The sequence below is a fragment of the Streptomyces sp. NBC_00569 genome (assembly GCF_036345255.1).
Taxonomy (GTDB): Bacteria; Actinomycetota; Actinomycetes; order Streptomycetales; family Streptomycetaceae; genus Streptomyces.
This window is the reverse complement of sequence record NZ_CP107783.1, coordinates 1,105,281-1,126,042: the sequence shown is the minus strand read 5'-3', so window position 1 is coordinate 1,126,042 and position 20,762 is coordinate 1,105,281. Positions and strand designations below refer to the sequence as shown.

Genomic DNA, 20,762 nt, shown 5'->3' with positions numbered 1-20,762 from the left:
GAGGGCAGGGACCGTGTGTCAGCGGGTCGCCGCGGGGACCGCATCGGAGGACGCCGACGACGCCTCCGGTGTCGCTTCCGCGAGGTGGTCGACGGTGCCCTCCGGGTCGGTGAGGCGGTTCAGGCGTCCCGGTACGTCGAAGCCGACCAGCAGGACCACGATCACCGTCCCCGCGAAGGTCAGCACGGCCAGGGCGCGCCCCAGGTCCATGCCCGCGGCGAGATGCGCGCCGAGCACCGGCGCGACGGCTCCGCCGAGGGCACCCACGTTGTACGTGAAGCCCAGCGCCGCGGCGCGGTTCTCGGTGGGGAAGTGACCGCCGATGTACCGGGGCAGCAGCCCGGAGATGCCGAAGCTGGTCGCCTGGAGCACGAAGAGCAGGGCGCCGAGCAGGAGAAGGTTGTCGCGCACCGCGAACACCGGGAAGACGAAGACCAGCGAGGCGAGCAGCGTCAGCGCGTACGCCTTCTTCGTGCCCATCCGGTCACCGGCGAAGCCCGCGAGCCAGCAGCCCGCCATCGTGCCGAAGCCCGCGAAGTACAGCGCGTCGGTGACCTGTTCCGGCGAGTAGCCCAGCTCGGTCTTGAGGTACGTCGGCAGCAGCGCCTGGATCGGCCACGAGTACAGGAACGCGAAGAAGATCGTCACGATCATCGACACGTAGAGCAGCCAGCTCCTGCGCCCGCCCAGCTGCACGGCGAACGCGATGAGCGCGGCCGCGGCCACGACGGACAGCACGGGCACGAGCCCGTCGCCGGCGGGCGTGAAGACGGCGAACAACGACACGGTGGCGGCCACGGCGAGGACGACGTTCACCGTCGCCCTGGCGGGCGTGGCGAACAGCGGCCGGAACGGGTTCGGCCGCTCCTTCGCCGCCTGCTTGCCGACCGCCTCGTTCCAGTCCGCCGCCTCCGGCAGCGCCCGCCGCATCCACAGGGCGACGGCGATCGGGAGGAGGCCCACGTAGAACATCCAGCGCCAGCCCAGCGTGGGCACGACCCAGTTGTAGACCTGTGCGGCGAGCACCGAGCCCATCGAGAAGCCCGAGATCAGGAAGCCACTGGCCCGGTTGCGCACGCGTGTGGGCCAGCTCTCCATGACGTACGTGGCGCTGGCGCTGTATTCGCCGGCCATGCCCATCCCGATCGCGAGGCGCGCCACGAACAGGCTCGTGTAGTCCCAGGCGAAGCCGCACGCGAACGTGCCCAGGGAGTACAGCAGGATGCTGAGGACCATCGAGAGCTTGCGGCCGTACCGGTCACCGAGCGCGCCCAGGACCGCTCCGCCGAGCCACCGCGTGATGAACGCGCCGGAGATCAGACTCGCGGCCTGCACGGTGCTCAGGCCGAAGTCCGAGCTGATCTCGGTCAGCACGAGGGTGATCAGGACGAAGTCGAACCCGTCGAGGACGTAGCCGATCCAGGCGGCGAAGAACGCCTTCCACTGGGTCCGGCTCACCTCGCGGTACCAGGGGAGCGGTGGCTTGGCTGTGGTGTGCACGATTACTCCAGGATGCCGGAAGGACTCGCCGTCGAGTCCCGTCTGCGGTGTGGGGTGCGGTACGGCCTGAGTGGGGGAGAGGGGGTGAGCGGGAACTACGTACGGGGGAGCGCGGTCACGAAGCGCGAGGTCAGCGCGGTGGGTGCGGTGATCGCGGTGCCGACGACGACGCTGTGCGCACCCCGCGCGAGCGCCAGCGCGGCCTCTTCGGGGGTGCTGATACGGCCTTCCGCGACGACCGGGACGGCCAGCGCGGCCGAGAGCGCGGCCACCAGATCGAGGTCGGGACCGTCCTGGCGCGGGGAGCCGGGAACGTAGCCGGACAGCGTGGTCGACACGAAGTCCGCGCCGGCGGCGGCCGCGGCGACGCCCTCGTCGAGGGTCGCCACATCGGCCATCACCAGGGCCCCGGCGGCGTGCACCGCCGCCACGACGTCGGCGAACGTGCCGCCGTCGGGCCTGGGGCGCGCGGTCGCGTCGGTGGCGACGATGTGGGCACCCGCCTCGGCGACGGCCAAGGCGTGCCGGACGGTCGGCGTGATGTAGACGCCGGTGTCCCCGTCCTTCCACAGCCCGATGAGAGGCAGGTCGACGGCGGCGGAGATCGCGGCGACGACCTCGGGTTCGTTGGCCCGGATCCCGGCCGCCCCGCCGGCCGCGGCCGCCCGGGCCAGCCGTACGAGGGTGCCGGTGTCGCGCATGGGATCTCCGGGCGGTGCCTGACAGGAGACGATCAGCCTGCCGTCGAGCAGGCCGGCGACGGGGGACGAGGGCGCGGGGTCGTTCATCGAGGGCTCCAGGGAAGGGATGGTCAGGACGGGGGCGGCGCGTGCAGCGGGACCTGGGTGGGCAGGCGCGCGGCGCCGATGACGGCGGCGTCGGCCCCGAAGAGGGGCCTCGACGGCCGGAGCCGGGCCAGGGGCGGCATGAGTTCGGCGGCGAACGCCTCGGTCAGCGCGTCCCAGTAGAGGGGCCCGATGTGCGGCACTCCGCCGCCGACGACGACCCGGTCGGGCCCCAGCGTGTTGGCGAGACCGCCCAGAACCCGGCCCGCGGCGACCGCGCCGGTCACGATGGCGCGCACGGCCGGCTCGTCACCCGACGCGGCCCGTTCGGCCACGGTCTCCAGGCGGTCCACGGGCCGGCCCGTGAGCCGTCCGTACAGTGCGGCGATCCCCGGCCCCGAGGCGACGGCCTCCAGATGTCCCGTGCCGCCGCAGGTGCAGGCAAGTCCCGCCGCTTCGGGGCTCGGCACATGGCCGAGATGACCGGCGATGCCCGCGGTTCCGTGCACCATGCGCCCGCCCACGGCCAGGGCGCCGCCGACACCGGTGCCGATCGCCGCGTAGACGAGGGACGCTCCCGCGCCGGCGGCGGCCAGTTCGGGGGCCGCCGTCGCGCGTACGTCGTTGTCGCACGCGACCAGGAGGCCCGTACGGGCCGCGAGGCCGGCGGCCAGTGCCGTGCCGGCCCAGCCGCGGATCGAGTCCGTGGCGCTGGTGACGGTGCCCGTCACCGGGTCGATCACCCCGGCCGCGGCGACCCCGAGGACACCGGGGGCGTTGCCGCCGTCGACCGAACGGGCCGCGGCGGCGAGCGCGTCGAGCACGGCCTCGGGTCCGTCGGCCGCGGGCGTGGCCCGCGTGTGCCGGGCGAGGACCGTGCCGTCCGGCGCGACGAGGGCGGCGGCGATCTTCGTGCCTCCGAGGTCGAGGCCGATCGCCGGACCTGTGACCGTCATCGGACCGGCGCGAGCCCGGCGGCCCGCAGATGCTGCGCGACCTCGGCGACGGACTCCTCACCGAGCTGGATCTGGGGGAACGCCGTGTCGCCGCACTCGATGACTCCGAGGAGGCGCAGCGCCGCCTTGAACGAGCCGAGCGCGGACGAGCTGCGCCCCATGTCGGCCTCGGGTCCCACGTCGACCATGCCGAACAGCGCGACGAGACGCTCCTGCTCCTTGGCGGCGAGTGACCAGTCACCGGCCAGCGCGGCGTCGTAGAGGCGCACGTATCCGGCGGGGTCGACGTTGCCGATGCCGGGGACGACGCCGTCCGCGCCGGCCAACAGGGCGCAGTCCACGGTGAGTTCGGATCCGGTCAGGACGGAGAAGTGCGGGGCGGGCCCGTCCGTGCGCCCGTCGCGGCCGCCGAGCTCGACGAGCAGCCGGCGCAGCCCGCCCTCGTCGCCGCTGCTGTCCTTGAGGCCGGCGAGCGTGCCGTCCTCGGCGAGCTCCCGCACGAGCGACGCGGGGAGCTTGCTGTGGACGGCGACCGGGATGTCGTACGCGAACAGCGGCAGGTCCACGCTCGCGTGCAGGGTGCGGAAGTGGCCCGCGATCTCCTTGGGGTGGGTGCGCGTGTAGAAGGGCGCGGTGGCGACCAGGGCGTCGGCGCCGAGGTCGGCGGCCACGCGTGCGTGGGCGACGACGCGCGCGGTCGTCGTGTCGATGACACCGGCGAGCACGGGGACCCGTCCCGCCGCCGCCTTCACGACGGTCCGCAGGGTGACGGCACGCTGCTCGTCGGTCAGATACGCGACCTCGCTGGTCGAGCCGAGGGCGAACAGTCCGTGCACGCCGCCCGCGACGAGGTGCTCGACGAGACGGGCCAGGGAGGCGGTGTCCACCTCACCCGTCTCGTCGAGGGGGGTGCAGACGGGCGGGACGACCCCGCGCAGGGGTGCGGTCAGGGGCATGGCGGCGCTCCGGGTTCTCTTCGGTTCAGAGGGGGTAGGGCGTCAGACATAAGACGTCCTACGTCCTGGCGTCACCTTAAGTCGCACCCTGCGGGGGCGGTCAAGGGGTAGAGGTCACATTCCCGAGACGGTCACCGTTGGTGCCCGCACCCCCCGCCCAGCCACTTCAGGCCGAACGAGGCGTAGGTCATGTGCTGGTAGTCGCCGCGTTCGTACAGCAGGCCCACGAGTCCGTCCGGCAGCCGGGTCAGGGTGGAGTAGGCGGCCGCCCCGGGGTCGACGACCTTCTTCACGGGCCACGTCACGCCGTCGTCGCAGGACATCTTGACGGTGAGGTTACGGCGGGCCCCGGTGTCCTCGGTGTTGCTGAACAGGAGCCACTTCGAGCGGGGGTCGCTCGGCGGCGCGTCGGGGGCGTACCGGATGATCGACGCGTTGTTCGCCGGGTCGGGCAGCTGCGGGTCGGGTGCGAACGGCGTGTACGTGGCGCCGCCGTCGGTGGAGTACGCGACGGTCCGGTACGGCGCCGAACGGTTGTTGAGCATGACCGTCCCGTCGGACAGCTCCACCGTCTTGTTCTCGTCGCCGCCCGGCCCGACCGGCTCGCCCATCCTCCAGGTCGCGCCGTGGTCATCGCTGTACGCGCTCGCCGCGAAGTTCGCGCCGTCGATCCGGATCGCGTACTGCTGGAGAAGGCGCCCCTTGCGCGGGCCGTGCCGCAGCTGGATGCCCTCGCCGGACGCGGCGAACAGGCCACCCCACGCGGGGTTCTTGACCATCGACGTGATGCGGCGGTGGCGCCAGGTCACCCCGTCGTCGTCCGAGTAGCTGTAGTCGGCGTGCAGGATGTCGGGATCGTCGTCGTCGTTACCGGTGTGCGACCCGGCGAACCCCTGGTTCACCGAGGCGGCGTGGAAGAGGAAGATCCGGCCCGTGGCGCGGTCGGTGAGCAGGCTCGGGTCTCCGAACCCCTTGGGGGCGGCCTCGCTCCGCACGACCTGCTGCGCCTGCCATGTGGCGCCGCCGTCCGTGCTGCGCCGCACCACGAGGGCGATGTGGCTGGGGAGATCGGCCATGGTGGGCCGGCCGTCGTAGGCCGCTATGAGCGTGCCCTTTGTGGACGTGGTCAGGGCGGGTATCCGGTACTGCGGGAATCCGGCTCCCCGGGTGGCGAGGTCCTGGGAGGTCAACTCGCTCCGGTTTCCGGGATGTCGATCACCGTGGGCGAGGGCGGTCGTTCCCGATCCCAGGGTGAGAAGTCCGGCGGACACCAGCGCGACGAGCATTCTTCGATGCATGGACGGCTCTCATCTCTGCGGAGGTTCCTGTGGGCGCGTCCGACGTCAGATGTCCGTGCGAAAGAGAGGACAGCAGACGTCAGATGTCCTGTTTCGTTGAGGGACCCTAGGGGCGCCGCACAGGGCCGTCAAGAGCGCGTGCGGGCCTCGGAGATGCGCCGTCGGACCGGCGCGTAGTGCTCACCGATGGCCCGCACGAACGCCGCCGCGTCGCCCGCGCGGGCCGCCGTCACGATGCTGTGGTGCGCGGCGACGGTCTCCGCCTGCTCGGTGTGCGTGAAGCCGTCGATCTGCGGGGCCACGATGGCGTACACATCCCAGAACGCCATCGAGAGCTGGCCCATCAGGTCATTGCCGAGTGGCGCCACGAGCAGGGCGTGGAACGCGCGGTCGGCCTCGATGAGCCCTTGGCCGTCACCGCCGACACCGACGTCGCTCATCCGGGTCACCAGGCGCTCCAGCGCGTCGAGTTGCTCGCCGTTGAGTGACGCGACGATCCGCTCGGCCATGCCGCGCTCGAACAGCTCACGCACGTCGACGAGGTCGGCGAGCACCTGCACGTCGTCGTCGGGGCTCAGCAGCCCGCGGAACGTCAGGCTCTCGACAAGGGCGGACAGGCTCAGATGTCCCACGTACGTGCCGTGGCCGTGCCTGACCTCGACGATGTCGAGCGCGTGCAGGATCTTGACCGCCTCGCGGACGCTGGACCGGCTCGCGCCGAGGGCCTCGCACAACTCCGTCTCCGTGGGCAGCGGATCACCGGGGTGCAGCCGGTTCTCGAGGATGTACCGCTTGATGCCGTCGGCGACTTCCTGCCGGAGCAGTGGCCGGACCGGCCTGGTACCGGGCATGAGCGGTCTCCCCACCTCTGGACGCGCCTGGGCCCGCCGCCCGGGCCGTTTCTACGCTACCAAGGCATCGGACATCAGACGTCCCCGGTCGGGCGGACGAAGGGATCCGCGCCGCGAGGGAATTCCCCTCAAGATGACAGGCCGTCCTCTTCCCCGAGGAACAGTCCGCCCCCGGGTTCCTGCCGGCCGCCGCTCTGGTGCCAGTAGTCCCGCGTCTCGACGGCGAGCCCGTCGCCACGGAACCGTGCGAACACGCAGCCCGCCAGCGTCGAGACCTCACCGCCCTCCTCGGCCACCACCCGGAACTCGGCGACGGCCAGTCCGTCCGGGCCGATCAGCGGCGGTCCGAACCGCACGTCGAGCGGGCGCTCGTCCTCGAACGACCAGCGCAGATAGCCGGCGAGCGCCGCCCGCCCCCGGTGCGGCTCCCTGAACGGCATCGAGCGGTGCACGCAGTCCTCCGCGTAGAGGGCGAGGAGCGCCGGCACGTCGTGCCGCGCCCACCCCCGTTCCCAGGTCTCGACGAACCGCCGTGCCGCCTCAGCTGTGTCCATGCCGGTGCGAACGCGCTTGCGTGGCGCCGTCATTCCTCCGGGCTCGCGGGCTTCTCGTGTTCGCCCTCCTCGACGGCGGGTGGCGGGGCAGAGGGTTGCTGGGCCCGTTCGAGGAAGCGCAGGAGTTCCACCGGGAACGGCAGTACGAGGGTCGAGTTCTTCTCGGCGGCGACGGCCACCACGGTCTGCAGGAGCCGGAGTTGGAGTGCCGCAGGCTGTTCGGACATCTGGGCCGCCGCCTCGGCGAGCTTCTTGGAGGCCTGGAGTTCGGCGTCGGCGTTGATGACGCGGGCGCGCCGCTCACGGTCGGCCTCGGCCTGCCGGGCCATGGACCGCTTCATCGTCTCGGGCAGTGACACGTCCTTGATCTCGACGCGGTCGATCTGCACGCCCCAGCCGATGGCCGGGCTGTCGATCATCAGCTCCAGGCCCTGGTTGAGCTTTTCGCGGTTGGAGAGCAGGTCGTCCAGGTCGCTCTTGCCGATGATGGACCGCAGCGAGGTCTGAGCCATCTGGGAGACGGCGAACCGGTAGTCCTCGACCTGCACGATCGCGCTGGCGGCGTCGACGACCTTGAAGTAGATGACGGCGTCGACCCGCACCGTGACGTTGTCGCGGGTGATGCCGTCCTGTGCCGGCACCGGCATGGTCACGATCTGCATGTTGACCTTGTGCAGCCGGTCGATACCGGGGACGACGGTGGTGAAGCCCGGCCCACGGACGGCGCCGTGCAGCCTGCCCAGGCGGAAGACGACACCCCGCTCGTACTGCTTGACGACACGTGCCGCCGCGGCGGCGTAGACAGCGCAGACCGAAGCGGTCGCGGCCGCGGCCGTGAGCAGTTCCGCCAGCATGGCGACCCCCTGTCTCTTGAGTCGTCCGGCTCGATGTGCGGAGGCCGGCTCGGGGTAGGTGAGCCGGCGCGACGTGCGGAGGCGGGCTGGTGTGCCTAATCAACGATATGCCCGGAATGTTCGATCAGGCGAGGAGTGAGGGGTAGTCACGCAGAGTGACTGCGTCCCGCCTCGCGGAACACGAAGAACCGGGCAGTTCGTCGGCCGGTCGGCAACCCGCCGGCGGTCCCAACTCCCGGCCGGGCCACGGCGACGGCTGGGGTAGTGTTACCGCTCCCAGCAGCGCTTCGGCCGAGGAGGTGAGCCCCATTACCGCTGTGTCAGGTCGGGTGCTCCCTTCACAGACCCCCGCGGTCCACCGGACGTAGGTGGCCGCAGGTCGTCGGGAGCCCCATGGGCATCCCGAAAGGTCACGCTTCATACATGTCGGTTCACCCGTCACCCCCGTCACCCCACCCCGCCGTCGTCGCCAGACTGCGAGCAGCGGGCTGCGTCTTCGCCGAGGAAGAGGCGGACATCCTCCTGTCGACGGCCCGTACGCCGGACGAACTCGCCGCGATGGTCGAGCGCCGCGTGGAGGGCCTGCCCCTCGAACACGTCGTCGGCTGGGCGGAGTTCTGCGGTCTGCGCATCACGCTCGAACCGGGTGTCTTCGTACCGCGGCGCCGCACCGAGTTCCTCGCCCGCCAGGCCGCCGCCCTCGCGCCCGCCGGGGCCGTCGTGCTCGATCTGTGCTGCGGCAGCGGGGCCGTGGCCGCCGCGCTCGCCACCCACGCCGACCCCGCCGAGCTCCACGCGGCCGATCTGGACCCGGCAGCCGTGCGCTGCGCCCACCGGAACGTGTCGCGGTTCGGCGGCGAGGTCCACGAGGGCGACCTGTACGGGCCTCTGCCCGCGGCACTCAGAGGCCGCGTCGACATCCTGGCCGCCAACGGCCCGTACGTCCCCACCGGCGACGTGGCCCTGCTCCCGCCCGAGGCCCGCGACCATGAACGGCGCATGGCGCTCGACGGAGGCGCCGACGGGCTCGACATCATGCGCCGCGTCGCCGCCGGGGCCCCTCAGTGGCTGGCCCCGGGCGGACATCTCTTCGTGGAGACCAGCGAACAGCAGGCCGCCCAGGCCGTCGAGGCAGTCACCCGCAGCGGTCTGTCCGCCCGGGTGGTGACGGACGAAGACCTGTACGCCACCGTGGTCATCGGCACGAAGCGGGGCGGGGCGGGGGAGGGGGAGGGCTAGCGAGCCTGCCCGGGGAACGTCGTACCCCGCGCCCCGCGTCTACGCCGCCCGGCTCGGGACCCGGCGCGTCCGTGTCCATTCAAGGAGTTCGTCGGCCGGCCACGTGTTCACCACACGGTCGGCCGGTACCCCGCACTCCTCGGCGCGGGCGCAGCCGAGGGGCTGCCAGTCGAGCTGACCCGGTGCGTGCGCGTCCGTGTCGACGGAGAACAGCGTGCCCGCAGCCACGGCCTCGCGCAGCAGCCGGCGGGGCGGGTCGAGGCGCTCGGGGCGGCTGTTGATCTCGACCGCGGTGCCCGACTCCGCGCACGCCGCGAACACCGCCCCCGCGTCGAACTGCGACTCGGGGCGGCCCCGCCCCACCCTGTTCCTTCCCGTCACGAGCCGCCCCGTGCAGTGTCCGAGCACGTCGGCGAGCGGGTTCGTCACCGCGGCCACCATCCGGCGTGTCATCGCCGGAGCGTCCATGCGCAGCTTGGAGTGGACCGACACGACGACCACGTCGAGCTGGTCGAGGAGTTCGGGTTCCTGGTCGAGGGAACCGTCGGCGAGGATGTCGCACTCGATGCCGGTGAGCAGCCGGAAGGGCGCCCAGCGCTCGTTCAACTCGGCCACTACGGAGAGCTGTTCACGTAACCGCTCCGGCGAAAGGCCGCGCGCCACCGTCAGGCGCGGCGAGTGGTCGGTCAGCACCGCCCACTCGTGCCCGAGGGCGATCGCCGCGCGGCCCATCTCCTCGACCGTGCTGCCGCCGTCCGACCAGTCGGAGTGCAGATGGCAGTCGCCGCGCAGCAGCGCGCGCAGCCGCTCACCGCCCTCCGCGAGCGGCGCCGCCGCGCCCTCGCTCTCCAGGCGCTCCAGATAGTCCGGCACCTCGCCCGCCAGCGCCTCCCGCACTACCTGCGCGGTCTTGGGCCCTACCCCTTTGAGCGATTCGAGCGTCCCGGCCGCGGCGCGCTCGGCCACCTCTCCGTCCGGCAGCGCACCGAGCACCTGGGCGGCGGTACGGAAGGCTCCGGCCCGATACGGGGGCGCGAGCGTGCGCTCCAGGAGGAAGGCGACCCGTTCCAGCGCCTCGACGGGTTCCATCGCCATGGCCTTCGCCACCTCCCGCTCCCGCGTCGCGTCCCGCTTCCCTCCAGCGTGGCTCACCCCCGCGTGCGCCGCGACACGCGGGAGCCCCGGGGCACGGGGACACGGCGCGGCCGGAACCGTCGCCTACGCCGCGTGCTCCGGCGTACGCACGAGTCGGTCGCCGGACACCCGGGACCACCACACGCCCTCCCCGCGCGTCAGACCCGGCAGAGCGAGCTCGGCCTCCCGGACCCGGCGGGCCGGAAGGGTGCCCGTGACCACCCAGGACGTGGTGCCGCCCGTCGTGTCACCGAACTCGGCCTCAGCGGCGGAGAGCCGGGCGGTGACAGCGGCGAGCGCGTCCAGCGGGATCTCCGCCTCGAACGCGTGCACCGGCTCGTGCACCGTCGTCCCCGCCTGCTCCAGAGCGCGCCGCAGGACGAGCCGCGTCAGCCCCCGGAAGTCCCCGGCGACACTGATCGGCGAGCAGAAACCGGAGCGGACGAGCGTGACCCGGCAGTCCGTCACGGGCCACCCCCGCGGGCCCTCGCCGAGCGTCGCGAGCACCGTGTCCTCGACGGCCTGGTGGAACGCGCGGGGCAGCGCCCCCAGCTCCGTCTCGTACGCGAAGACCCGTCCGGATCCACGAGGCCCCGGCTCCACGCGCAGCCCGACCGTCGCGCAGAACCCCGTCCCGCGGCTGTTCGTGATGTCCTCGTACACCTCGACGGTGCCCGCGGGTCGCTCGACGAGGCGGATGCGGCTCGGCTCGAAGGCGGCCTCGATGCCGTACTCCTGGACGAGGGTCGCGGCCAGGACCTCCTTCTGCACCTCGCCGTAGAGCAACAGGGCCGTGCTTCCGTCGGGCGCGGCCTCCGCGTGGATGAGCGGATCCTGCCCCGCGATGTCGAGGAGCGCGCTCCGCAGAGCCGCCGAGCGGCCCGGGCGCACGGCCCGTACCAGGGTCTCCAGCGTGGGCGGTGCGAAACCCGGCGCCCGGCCGGGGCCGTCGCGCGGGCCGAGCCGGTCGCCGACCCGGACGTCCGGCACGCCCCGCAGCTCACCGATGTTCCCGGCCGTGAGGGTGTGGGCCGTTCGCCCCACCACGTCGAGTCCGGTGACCCGTCCGGGGACCTCGGTGACGGAGCCGTCGGACGTGTCCCGCAGGAACGTCACCCGCCGGCGTTCCGTCACCTCGCCCTCGTACAGGCGGAGATAGGCCACTCGCTCGCCCGACGGGCCGCGTCGTACCGCGAAGACGGTGCCGCGCGGTGCGGCCTCGGGGCTCGGCGTGACCGGCGGGCGCGGGATCAACCGGGGGATTTCCTGGACGAGTTGAGCGACTCCCTGGCCGCCGAGGGCCGAGCCGAACAGGACGGGGTGCACGGAGCCGTCCGCGGTGCGGGCCACCAGGGCGCGGCGCAGGTCGGCGGTGGTCGGTTCAGGGCCGTCGACGAGGCCTGCGAGCACCGAGTCGTCGACCTCGGCGAGCGCTTCCGCGACAGCGGCCCGTACGGCCGGGGCGGTGAGGCGTCGCGGTTCCGTCCGGGCCTGCGGGGTGCCCGCGCCGTGGACCTCCGTGAGCGGCACGACGTGCGGGGTCAGACGGCGGCGGACCTCGTCGAGCAGCGCCTCGTCCCGCGCGCCCGCCCGGTCGATCTTGTTGACGAAGACGAGCGTGGGCAGCCGCAGCCGGCGCAGCGTCTTGAGGAGGACACGCGTCTGGGCCTGGACGCCCTCCACGGCGGACAGCAGGAGCACGGCGCCGTCGAGGACTTCGAGGGCGCGCTCGACCTCGGCGATGAAGTCGGAGTGCCCAGGGGTGTCGATCAGGTTGATCTGGACGTCGCCGACGGTGAACGCGGCGACGGCCGAGCGGATCGTGATGCCGCGCCGGCGCTCGATCTCGCCCGTGTCGGTACGGGTGTCGCCCGCGTCGACGCTGCCGAGGCGGGTGATCGCGCCGGTGTCGAAGAGCAGGCGCTCGGTGAGGCTGGTCTTACCGGCGTCGACGTGGGCGAGAATGCCGATGTTCAGGGTGTGCCGCGGGGGCTGGGAAGGCATGGAAGGTCGAGTCCTCGAAAGAGTCCGTCCGGTCAGGGCGCTGAACTGCTTCGAAGGAATGACGCATTCCGTGCTCCAGGGCTGTCGGGGGCGTGGCCCGACCATGATGCGGTGCGACGGCCGGGCCGGCGCAACTCGTTTTCCGGCGCCCGGCGCCGGGCACTGTCGGTTCCGGAAGTCAGGTCAGCCCGAGAACTGCCGCACGTACCGCTTCTGCCAGGGTGTCTCCACCGCGTGCGCGTCATAGTTCCCGCGCACGAACTCCACGGCGCGGTCGGCCGGTACGCCGTCCAGGACGGCCAGGCAGGCGAGCGCGGTCCCGGTCCGTCCGCGGCCACCGCCGCAGGCGAACTCGACCCGCTCCCCGGCGGCCCGCTCCCACGCGTCGGTGAACACCTCCCGGGCCTCCACGAGGTTGCTCGGCAGCCAGAAGTCGGGCCACCGCAGCCACCGCGACTCCCACGGGACTTCGGGCGGGCGCCGGCCGAGGAGATGGACCGCGTACGAGGGGGAGGGGCCCGGAGGAAGCGGGCGGCGCAGGCCGCGCCCGCGAACCGTCCGTCCGGAGGGCAGGAGCAGCACGCCGGCGGCGCCCGCGTCCCAGAGACCCCCGGCGTCCGGTTCCCGCGCACCCCCGGCGTCCGGTTCCCGCGCACTCCCGGCGCCGGTTCCGGACGCCGATCCGGCATCGAACTCGTTCATCCGCACTCCACCCCATCCGCGACCGCTCGGCCTCCGTCATGCCCTAGGACGGGCCATCGTCTCCCGAAATCCATTGATCTTTCCGCGGCTTGGCTGCCGGCGGTGACAGACTCGACGGACGCGTGACCACGACTCAGGGGAAGCGAGAGGATGCGCGAGGGCGTGACCGAGAAGCGGCGTCTCCCGGCAGCCGGGCGCGCGCTCGTGCCGCTGCTCGCGACGGTACTCGTCGCACTGCTCGCCGGAACCTGGCTCATGTCCGGCGCACTCGTCCAGGCCGTCGGGCCCCTGACGGTCGCCACGGGGCGCACCGCCGTGTGCTGCGCCGTCCTCACCGCCTTCGCGGCCGCCCGCTCCTCGGGGCGCGCGCAACTGCGTCAAGTGGCCCAACGTCCGTGGCTGGTCTGCTTGTTGGCCCTGCTGGGCTTCGCCGGATACGCGGCGGGCACCCTCCTCGCCATCCCGCGCGTCGGTACCTCCCTCACGAACCTCGTCGTCGCCCTCATGCCGTGCGCGGGCGTGGCGATCGGCGCGCTCTGCTTCGGCGAGCGCGCGAGCGCGCGCTCCGTGGTCGGCGCCCTCCTCGCCACGGCGGCGACCGGCGCCTACGCGGCACTCGGCGGCGAGGGCACCCTGGACGCCCCGGGCCTGCTCCTCGCGCTCGCCGGGATGCTCGGGTTCGCGGTGTACGGGTTCCTCTACCGGCGCACCCTCGCCGGACTGCCGCCACTGGCCGTACTGCCGGTGCTTCTCGCTGTCGCCGGCGTAATGCTGCTGCCCCTCGCCCTGCCGGGGCTCCTCGCGCATCCCCCGTCGCCGGCGCAGTGGGCGGGGATCGCGCTCCTCGGGGGCGCCGTGTACGCCCCCGCCTATCTGGTGCAGCACCGGCTGATCCTGCTCAGGGGGCCCGTGTTCACCGCTGCCGTCCAGCTCGCCGTGCCGTTCACGGTGCGGATCGGCGACTGGGCGCTGGGCACGGCGGGTGCTCCGGGAGCCACCGAGGCCGCGCTGCTTGCCGCCGCGGGCGCGGGCATCGCCCTTGTCACGCTTCCATGGCGACGGCCCGGGAGCGGTGTGAGCGCTCCGGGGCCGTCCGTGACTCCCGATTCCGTTGGATTTGCCGACTCTGCCGGGGCGGCGTTGCCTGCTACGTCGCCCGGTTGGCCTTCATCGACAGGCTCGCGCACAGGAGGCCGAGCAGGAGGATGAGGCCACCGATGATCACGTTGTTGAGGATGACTCCCAGGTCGGGGCTGGAGCCCACGACCCACGGCGCGATGATCATCCAGGCGCCCATGGCGCACATGGCCCAGCTGAGGCCGTACATGCGGGTCGGGGTGACGGCGAACCCGACGGCCAGGACTCCGATCGCGATACCCATGATCAGGTTATGGGTCGCGAGCGCGGGCTGGAGGGCGCTGTAGTGCACCACCCAGGGAGAGATGGCGCAGTAGAGACCGATCAGGAAGACCGGTGCGTCCATGAGCGCCACATCGCGGCCACCGAGTACGCGCGCGTACCGGTCCCGCATTTCCGAGACATCAGGGTGACTGGAGAGGTCAGACCTGTGGTGAACGTCGGCCATGAGAATCGACTCCTTAGGTTTCGAAGTCTGACCGCGTAGCGCGGCGGGCTGCCGCACACCTCTCATTCTGCGCTTATTTAATCCTTATGTGTACCCGGGGTGAGAATGAGGTGCTGATTGGGGCGAATTGCCGCCTCGGCAAGGTCGGGGATCTCCGCGACGGTCACGCCCGCGCCCTCCAGGACTCCGATGCCGTCGGCGCCCGCCACGAAGGTGTCGGGCTCCCGCCAGGCCGTCACCACGCGCCGCGCGCCCGCGTCGAGGATGAGCCGGGCGCAGGGCCTGGGCCGGGACGCGCGTCGGGCGCACGGTTCGAGGCTGCTGTAGACGGTGGCGGTGCGCAGCCGGGGGTCCGCCGGACCGATCTTGGCGAGCGCCGCCTCCTCGGCGTGCACGACCGGATCGCCGCCCTCCCGGGAGTGGCCCCGCGCCAGCTCCGTGCCGTCACTCGCGACGATCACCGCGCCGACGCTGAACGCCGTTTCGGAGGGCGGGCAGTCGGCGGCGAGGGCGCAGGCGAGGGCGAGCCAGTGCCGGTCGGCCGCGGTGGGGGAGTCGTCGGTGCCGGGCGCGCAGGGCGCGTACCGCATCAGCACCACGTCGCCGACCGGGCGGGTCTCCAGGAGCCGCATCCGGTGCCGGCTGCCGCCGGGGTACGCGCCGGGGCCGAAGAGCCGGGGCGCGTCCGGTTCGCCCACGACGAGCGGCGCCAGTGCCAACTGCACCTCGTCGGCCAGGCCGCGCTGGAGCAGTTGGGTGTGGACCCGGGCGCCCCCCTCCACCATCAGGCGCCGCACGCCGTGCGCCGAGGCCAGGTCGTCGAGCACCCTCGCCCAGTCGACGGTGTCCCCGAGGGCGACCACCGCGGCGAGCTCGCCGAGCCGCTCCCGCGCGAGGAACGCCCCGGCGTCGGTGGTGTACACGACCTTGTCGCCGCCCGTCGTCCAGAACGGGTCCCCCGCGTCCAGGTCGCCCGAAGCGGTCACCGCCACCTTCAGCGGATACGGGGGCAGCCCGGCGGCCACCCGGTCGGCACGCCGCTGTGCCGACTTGACCAGGAGCCGCGGCCGGTCGGCCCGCAGAGTGCCCGCCCCCACGAGGATCGCGTCGCACGACGCACGCACCGCGTCGACCCGGTCGAAGTCCTCGGCGTTGGACAGGAACAGACGCTCGGGCCCCGCGTCGTCCAGGCAGCCGTCGAGGGACACGGCGGCGGACAGCAGGACGTACGGGCGGGACGGCTGGGACATGGCGGCTCCGGGTCCGGGTGGCGAGAGCTGTGCTGCTTCAACCTTCGAACACTATCCGGGAGCTACCGCGACCGAGAGGGTCGTCACCGCAGGCGCGGTGGATGCATGACGCTTACATTCCTTGACCGGCATATAACCGATGAGGCATATTGAGGTCATGCCCGCACCCGCCGTCTGGACCGCTCTCGCCGACCCGCACCGCCGCGCCATCGTCGCGTTGCTGCTCGAGCGTCCGCGGCCGGTCGGTGAGATCGTCGAGGCGTGCGGCCTGAGCCAGCCCAGCACCTCGAAGCACCTGCGCGTACTGCGCGAGGCGGGCCTGGTCGACGTCGAACAGGAGGCCCAGCGCCGCGTCTACCGGCTCGAACCCGGACCGGTCGCCGAGCTCGACGCCTGGCTCGCGCCCTACCGGAGCCTGTGGAACGACCGCCTCGACGCACTCGGGCGCCGCCTCGACGCCCACGCCCCCGAGGACGACGAACCAGCGAAGGACTGAAGGCCATGACCACCCCGCACCCCGACCGCACCGGCAGCTACGCCCCGCTCGACGACGGCCGCCCCGCCGTCCGCTTCACCCGCACGTACGACCACGCGATCGAGCGGGTCTGGCGCTACGTCACCGACCCCGCCGAACTCGCGCACTGGTTCCCCTCCCAGGTCGAGATCGAGCTGCGCGCGGGCGGCGTGATCCGTTTCCACGGCGACCCGAACATGCCGGAGTCGACCGGCCGCGTCCTCGCCGTGGACGCGCCGCGCCACCTCTCCTTCAGCTGGGGCGGCGACGAGCTCCGCTTCGACCTGGAGGCGCTCGACGAGGGGCGCACCCGCTTCACCCTGACCAATGTCCTGGAGGTCGCCGACACCGCGGCCCGTAACGCCGCGGGCTGGGAGGTCTGCCTCGACGCCCTGGACGCGGCCGACCGCGGCGAGAGCTACGAAGGTCCGCACGCGGGGTCGCTCGCCCCGTGGAAGGCCCGTTACGACGCCTACGTCGAGGCCGGACTGCCTTCGGGCGCGCCGGTCCCGGGCATGGACGAGGCGTAACCCCGCTCCTCAAGGGGGGCGTCAGCCGTCAACCGCCCTGTGCCGTGGCGCGCGGCGGCCACACCCCGGGCGTCAGCACGCCCGACGCGTAGGCGCGCGCGACCAGTTCCGTACGGTTCGTCGCACCCCACCGCCGGGACAGGCGCCGCAGGTGGTAGTTGACGCCGTCCGTGGTCAGGCCCGTGTCGCGGGCCGCCTGAGCCGTGGTGGCACCGGCGGCGAGCAGCTCAAGGATCCGCGACTCGGCCGCCCCTGCCGTCGCCCGCGGCCGGTCGGGCGCGGGCGGGCGTTCGCCGACGACCCGCAGCATGACGAGCAGATCCGGCGTCCGGTCGACGGTGTCGCTGACCGGATCCACCGTCAGTTCGCCCTCCCGGAGCGCCCCGTCGGGCGTCTCCCAGGTGACCGAGACCTGATAGCGGGAGCGCCGCCGCAGACGCAGTGCCTCGGCGATCCGGTGGAGCTGCGACTCGTCCCGCGGGCGGAACAGGTGCAGGATGTCCCGGCCCTTGAGACGGCCGGGGGTGGTGTCGCACTCGGCGGCCATCGCCGCGTTGGCCAGCATGATCGTCCCACGTGGGCCGCACACGGCGACGGGCATCGGGATCCGGTCGAAGAGCAGCATCGCGCGGTTGCGCCACAGTACCCCGTCCATCGCGTACCCCTTTCGCACGTCACGTCCGGTTCCCTGTCGCGGCCGGACCTGCATCCCGTCCGGACCCGTGTCACGTCCGGCCGGTGAGCGCAAGCGCGGCGCGCCGCAGGCCACTACACAATCATGTAGTGCGGCGGCCCCGCCGGGCGGGGCCACGGGATCAAGCTGGACACGCACCGAACTCCGTACCGCGAAAGGCAGTTGCCGCCCCCATGCCCGACTCCGCGCTGCTCCCGCCGGCCCCCACCGACGGCCTTCCGCTCATCGACATCTCCGCCACGGGTCCCGGACCCGCGCCTCTCCAGCAGGCCATGGAGCTGTCCCGCCGCCACGGCCCCGCGCTCGTGCGCAGGCTGCACGGCCGCGACGCCCTCTTCGTCAGCGACCTCGACCTCGTCACCGAACTCGCCGACGAGACCCGCTTCGCCAAGCACGTGGGCCCCGCCCTGGAGAACGTCCGCGCCTTCACCGCCGACGGCCTCTTCACCGCCTACAACGACGAACCGAACTGGGTCCGCGCCCACGACATCCTCATGCCCGCCTTCGCCCTGGGCTCCATGCGGACCTACCACCCCGTCATGTACCAGGTGTCCCGCCGCCTCATCGAGTCCTGGGACCGCGCCGCGCACTCGGGCAGCCCCGTGGACGTGCCGGGCGACATGACGCGCATGACCCTCGACACCATCGGACTCGCGGGCTTCGGCTACGACTTCGGGTCCTTCGAGGGCTCCGAGCCGCACCCCTTCGTGGAGGCCATGGTCCGCTGCCTCGAATGGTCGATGAAGCGTCTCGCCCGCACCCCCGGCTCCGACCACTCGGCCGCCGACGCGGCGTTCAAGGCCGACGCGGACTATCTGGCGCAGGTGGTCGACGAGGTCATCGCGGCGCGCGCCGACGCACCCGAGGGCGACGACCTGCTCGGCCTGATGCTCACCGCCCGCCACCCCGACGGCTCCGCGCTGGACACGGCGAACATCCGCAACCAGGTCATCACCTTCCTCATCGCGGGCCACGAGACCACCTCGGGCGCGATGTCCTTCGCCCTGTACTACCTGGCCAAGCACCCGACCGTCCTCGACCTCGTACGCCGTGAGGCCGACGCCCTGTTCGGGGACGCGGCAGACCCCGAGCCCACCTTCGACGAGGTCGGCCGGCTCACGTACACACGGCAGGTACTGAACGAGGCGCTCCGCCTGTGGCCGACCGCGGCCGCGTTCAGCCGCCACGCGCGCGAGGACACGCTCCTCGGCGGACGCATCCCGCTGCGCGCCGGACAGCCGGTCACCGTCCTCGCGCCGATGCTGCACCGGCAGCCGGTGTGGGGCGACAACCCGGAGCTGTTCGACCCCTCCCGGTTCACGCCCGAGGCGGAGGCCGCACGCTCACCGCACGCCTTCAAGCCGTTCGGCACCGGTGAACGCGCCTGCATCGGGCGGCAGTTCGCGCTCCACGAGGCGACGATGCTGCTCGCCCTCCTGGTGCACCGTTACCGGCTCGTCGACCACGCCGACTACGACCTCACGGTCAAGGAGACGCTGACGCTCAAGCCCGAGGGCTTCACCCTCACGCTCGTCCCGCGCACCTCCGCCGACCGCGAGCACCCGGCCCTGCCCGGCCACGCGCCCGTCGAGGAGCGGACGGCCGCACCGGACACGCTGCCCGCACGGGTGCGGCCCGGCACCGGGGTCCTGTTCCTGCACGGCAGCAACTACGGGACCTGCCGCGGCCTGGCCGAGCAGCTCGCCGACGACGTCGCCGCGCTGGGCTGCGAGACGGCCGTCGCGCCCCTCGACACCCACGCGGGAGCGCTGCCCACCGACCGTCCCGTCGTCGTGGTCGCGGCCTCCTACAACGGCCGGCCCACCGACGACGCGGCCGAGTTCGCCACATGGCTCGACGGCGCGCCGGAGGGTGCCGCGAACGACGTCACCTACGCGGTCCTCGGCGTGGGCGACCGCAACTGGGCCGCCACCTACCAGCACGTCCCGACCCGTATCGACGAACGGCTCGACGCGCTCGGCGGCACCCGCCTGTGCGAGCGCGCCGCGGCCGACGCCTCCGGCGACCTCAACGCGACCGTCCGCACCTTCACGACGGGACTGCGCGCCGCGCTCCTCACGCAGTACGGGGACCCCGACGCCGCCCCGGCCGACACCACGCAGCCCGAGGACGCGTACGAGATCCGGGAGATCGGCGGCGGGCCGCTCGACGCCGCGGCCGCCCGGCACGGGCTCGTCCCGTTCACCGTCACCGAGGCGAGCTCCCTCACCGCGCCCGACCACCCGCGCACCAAGCGCTTCGTGCGTCTCGCGCTGCCGGAGGGCGTCACGTACCGCACGGGGGACCATCTCACCGTGCTGCCGGCGCAGGATTCCGCGCTCGTGGATCGGGCGGCCGCCGCTTTCGGAGTCGGCCTGGACACGGTCCTCGACATCAGGGCCCGCCGCCCGCGCCGCGACGGGCTCGCGCTCGACCGGCCGCTGACGGTCCGTGAACTGCTCACATCCCACGTCGAGTTGGGGCAGGTCCCCACCCCGGTCCAGGTGGCGCTGCTCGCCGAGGCGAACCCCTGCCCGCCCGAGAAGGCTGCGCTGGGGGCCCTCGCCGACGACCCGCGCACGCTCGTCGAACTCGTGGAGGACCACCCCGCGCTGCGCGGCGCGCTGACCTGGCCGCAACTCCTCGACCTGCTGCCGCCGCTGAAGCCCCGCCACTACTCGATCTCGTCGAGCGCCGAGCGGAGCCCCGCACACGCCGACCTCATGGTGTCCGTCCTCGACGCCCCGGCCCGCTCGGGCCGCGGCCGTTACCGCGGCACCGGATCGACGTACCTGGCCGGGCTCCGGCCCGGTGACACGGTGCTCGCCCGCGTTCAGCCGTGCCGCGAGGTCTTCCGCGTCCCGAACGACTCACAGACACCGGTCGTCATGATCGCCGCGGGGACGGGCCTCGCGCCGTTCCGCGGCGCCATCGCCGACCGCGGCGCCCTGCTCGCCGCCGGCACCCCGCTCGCACCCGCCCTGTGCTACTTCGGCTGCGACCACCCCCGCGGTGACTTCCTGCACGCCGACGAACTGCACGCCGCCGAGGCCGCGGGCGCCGTGTCCCTGCGCCCCGTCTTCAGCGAGGCACCCGAGGCGGGCCACGCCTTCGTCCAGCACCGGGTGGCCGCCGAGGCCGACGAACTGTGGGCGCTGCTCGGGTCCGGGGCGCGCGTCTACGTCTGCGGTGACGGGGCCCGGATGGCGCCCGGTGTCCGCGACGCGTTCCGCGCCCTCTTCCGGGACCGCACGCCGGGCGCCGACGACGCCGAAGCCGAGCGCTGGCTGGCCGGTCTGATCGCGGACGGATTGTACGTTGAGGACGTCTACGCGGGCTGAGGACTCCGCGCACAT

Annotated in this window: 18 protein-coding genes and 1 pseudogene; 5 read left to right on the top strand and 14 right to left on the bottom strand. The window is 72.9% G+C overall.

The window, feature by feature from the left end; translation table 11 throughout:
- Positions 1 to 18: 18 nt before the first annotated feature.
- The 8 genes and pseudogenes from OHO83_RS05255 to OHO83_RS05220 all read right to left on the bottom strand — a co-directional run bounded on the left by OHO83_RS05255 (position 19) and on the right by OHO83_RS05220 (position 7,754).
- Positions 19 to 1,500: a sialate:H+ symport family MFS transporter gene (locus OHO83_RS05255; protein ID WP_330278798.1), complete on the bottom strand. Its 1,482-nt coding sequence runs from the start codon at positions 1,498 to 1,500 to the stop codon at positions 19 to 21.
- Positions 1,501 to 1,595: 95 nt separating this feature from the next.
- A complete protein-coding gene (locus OHO83_RS05250) occupies positions 1,596 to 2,288 on the bottom strand; it encodes an N-acetylmannosamine-6-phosphate 2-epimerase (RefSeq protein WP_266678415.1) in 693 nt (230 codons plus the stop codon).
- Positions 2,289 to 2,311: 23 nt separating this feature from the next.
- Positions 2,312 to 3,241, bottom strand: coding sequence for an ROK family protein (locus OHO83_RS05245; protein WP_330278797.1), 930 nt, complete (start codon positions 3,239 to 3,241; stop codon positions 2,312 to 2,314).
- Complete coding sequence (locus OHO83_RS05240; protein ID WP_330278796.1) at positions 3,238 to 4,197, bottom strand: dihydrodipicolinate synthase family protein; 960 nt, start codon at positions 4,195 to 4,197, stop codon at positions 3,238 to 3,240. Before OHO83_RS05240 ends, OHO83_RS05245 begins: the two co-directional genes overlap by 4 nt.
- Positions 4,198 to 4,343: 146 nt before the next feature.
- Positions 4,344 to 5,495 (bottom strand): annotated as a pseudogene (locus OHO83_RS05235) (sialidase family protein); the annotation flags it as partial.
- A gap of 128 nt (positions 5,496 to 5,623) precedes the next feature.
- A complete protein-coding gene (locus OHO83_RS05230) occupies positions 5,624 to 6,346 on the bottom strand; it encodes a FadR/GntR family transcriptional regulator (RefSeq protein WP_330278794.1) in 723 nt (240 codons plus the stop codon).
- A 128-nt stretch (positions 6,347 to 6,474) separates the two neighbouring features.
- Entirely contained in the window at positions 6,475 to 6,900 is a 426-nt protein-coding gene (locus OHO83_RS05225) for a nuclear transport factor 2 family protein (RefSeq protein ID WP_330278793.1), read from the bottom strand.
- A gap of 29 nt (positions 6,901 to 6,929) precedes the next feature.
- Positions 6,930 to 7,754: a slipin family protein gene (locus tag OHO83_RS05220; protein WP_266678425.1), complete on the bottom strand. Its 825-nt coding sequence runs from the start codon at positions 7,752 to 7,754 to the stop codon at positions 6,930 to 6,932.
- Positions 7,755 to 8,177: 423 nt separating this feature from the next.
- Between OHO83_RS05220 and OHO83_RS05215 the strand changes: the two genes are divergently transcribed.
- Positions 8,178 to 8,993 (top strand): putative protein N(5)-glutamine methyltransferase, encoded by an 816-nt coding sequence (locus tag OHO83_RS05215; protein WP_330278792.1) that lies wholly within the window; start codon positions 8,178 to 8,180, stop codon positions 8,991 to 8,993.
- A 39-nt stretch (positions 8,994 to 9,032) separates the two neighbouring features.
- Here OHO83_RS05215 and OHO83_RS05210 read toward each other — a convergent pair whose 3' ends face one another.
- The 3 genes from OHO83_RS05210 to OHO83_RS05200 all read right to left on the bottom strand — a co-directional run bounded on the left by OHO83_RS05210 (position 9,033) and on the right by OHO83_RS05200 (position 12,833).
- Complete coding sequence (locus OHO83_RS05210) at positions 9,033 to 10,082, bottom strand: PHP domain-containing protein (protein WP_266680190.1); 1,050 nt, start codon at positions 10,080 to 10,082, stop codon at positions 9,033 to 9,035.
- Positions 10,083 to 10,211: 129 nt separating this feature from the next.
- Positions 10,212 to 12,131: a tetracycline resistance ribosomal protection protein Otr(A) gene (gene otr(A), locus OHO83_RS05205; protein WP_330278791.1), complete on the bottom strand. Its 1,920-nt coding sequence runs from the start codon at positions 12,129 to 12,131 to the stop codon at positions 10,212 to 10,214.
- 183 nt (positions 12,132 to 12,314) lie between these two features.
- The gene (locus tag OHO83_RS05200) at positions 12,315 to 12,833 is read right to left on the bottom strand and encodes a protein phosphatase (RefSeq protein WP_330278790.1); all 519 of its coding nucleotides are present in this window, start codon (positions 12,831 to 12,833) and stop codon (positions 12,315 to 12,317) included.
- A gap of 162 nt (positions 12,834 to 12,995) precedes the next feature.
- Between OHO83_RS05200 and OHO83_RS05195 the strand changes: the two genes are divergently transcribed.
- The gene (locus OHO83_RS05195; RefSeq protein WP_266678431.1) at positions 12,996 to 14,042 is read left to right on the top strand and encodes a DMT family transporter; all 1,047 of its coding nucleotides are present in this window, start codon (positions 12,996 to 12,998) and stop codon (positions 14,040 to 14,042) included.
- Here OHO83_RS05195 and OHO83_RS05190 read toward each other — a convergent pair.
- Positions 13,981 to 14,418 (bottom strand): SPW repeat protein, encoded by a 438-nt coding sequence (locus tag OHO83_RS05190; protein WP_266678432.1) that lies wholly within the window; start codon positions 14,416 to 14,418, stop codon positions 13,981 to 13,983. The genes OHO83_RS05195 and OHO83_RS05190 overlap by 62 nt on opposite strands.
- Positions 14,419 to 14,495: 77 nt before the next feature.
- Positions 14,496 to 15,668 carry a dihydrofolate reductase family protein gene (locus tag OHO83_RS05185; protein ID WP_330278789.1) on the bottom strand — a complete coding sequence of 391 codons (1,173 nt, stop codon included), beginning with the start codon at positions 15,666 to 15,668 and terminating at the stop codon, positions 14,496 to 14,498.
- A 157-nt stretch (positions 15,669 to 15,825) separates the two neighbouring features.
- On the opposite strand from OHO83_RS05185, the gene OHO83_RS05180 reads away from it, so the two are divergent.
- The gene (locus OHO83_RS05180; RefSeq protein ID WP_330278788.1) at positions 15,826 to 16,164 is read left to right on the top strand and encodes an ArsR/SmtB family transcription factor; all 339 of its coding nucleotides are present in this window, start codon (positions 15,826 to 15,828) and stop codon (positions 16,162 to 16,164) included.
- Positions 16,165 to 16,169: 5 nt separating this feature from the next.
- Positions 16,170 to 16,712 carry an SRPBCC family protein gene (locus tag OHO83_RS05175; protein ID WP_330278787.1) on the top strand — a complete coding sequence of 181 codons (543 nt, stop codon included), beginning with the start codon at positions 16,170 to 16,172 and terminating at the stop codon, positions 16,710 to 16,712.
- 28 nt (positions 16,713 to 16,740) lie between these two features.
- Here OHO83_RS05175 and OHO83_RS05170 read toward each other — a convergent pair whose 3' ends face one another.
- A complete protein-coding gene (locus tag OHO83_RS05170; RefSeq protein WP_266680192.1) occupies positions 16,741 to 17,367 on the bottom strand; it encodes a LuxR C-terminal-related transcriptional regulator in 627 nt (208 codons plus the stop codon).
- Positions 17,368 to 17,579: 212 nt separating this feature from the next.
- On the opposite strand from OHO83_RS05170, the gene OHO83_RS05165 reads away from it, so the two are divergent.
- Complete coding sequence (locus OHO83_RS05165; RefSeq protein WP_330278786.1) at positions 17,580 to 20,747, top strand: cytochrome P450; 3,168 nt, start codon at positions 17,580 to 17,582, stop codon at positions 20,745 to 20,747.
- Positions 20,748 to 20,762 lie beyond the last annotated feature (15 nt).